This window comes from Pseudoalteromonas sp. SIMBA_162, assembly GCF_046535955.1.
GTDB classification, from domain to species: domain Bacteria; phylum Pseudomonadota; class Gammaproteobacteria; order Enterobacterales; family Alteromonadaceae; genus Pseudoalteromonas; species Pseudoalteromonas marina.
Genome location: NZ_JAWJBQ010001320.1, coordinates 1 through 232 on the forward strand (window position 1 = coordinate 1; position 232 = coordinate 232).

Consider the following 232-nt stretch of genomic DNA (forward strand, 5'->3'; position numbering starts at 1 on the left):
CCTGCACGTGGCCGCGTTACGCTCCGTGCTTCGCGTGCTGGGAGCCGAAGCCGGTCTGGGGATCACGGTGCTCATCGACGGAGAGGAGGAAGCCGGTTCCCCTTCGCTGCCCCGGCTGCTCCAGGAGCACCCCTCGGTGCTCGGCGCCGACGCCATAGTGGTAGCCGATTCCGGCAACTGGCAGGTGGGCGTTCCCGCGCTGACCACGAGCCTGCGCGGGTTGATCCTCGGG

General features: G+C 69.8%; 1 pseudogene. It reads left to right on the plus strand.

Going from position 1 to position 232, the window contains the following annotated elements:
- Nucleotides 1–232: pseudogene (locus tag R0J88_RS23920) on the plus strand (hypothetical protein); the annotation flags it as partial.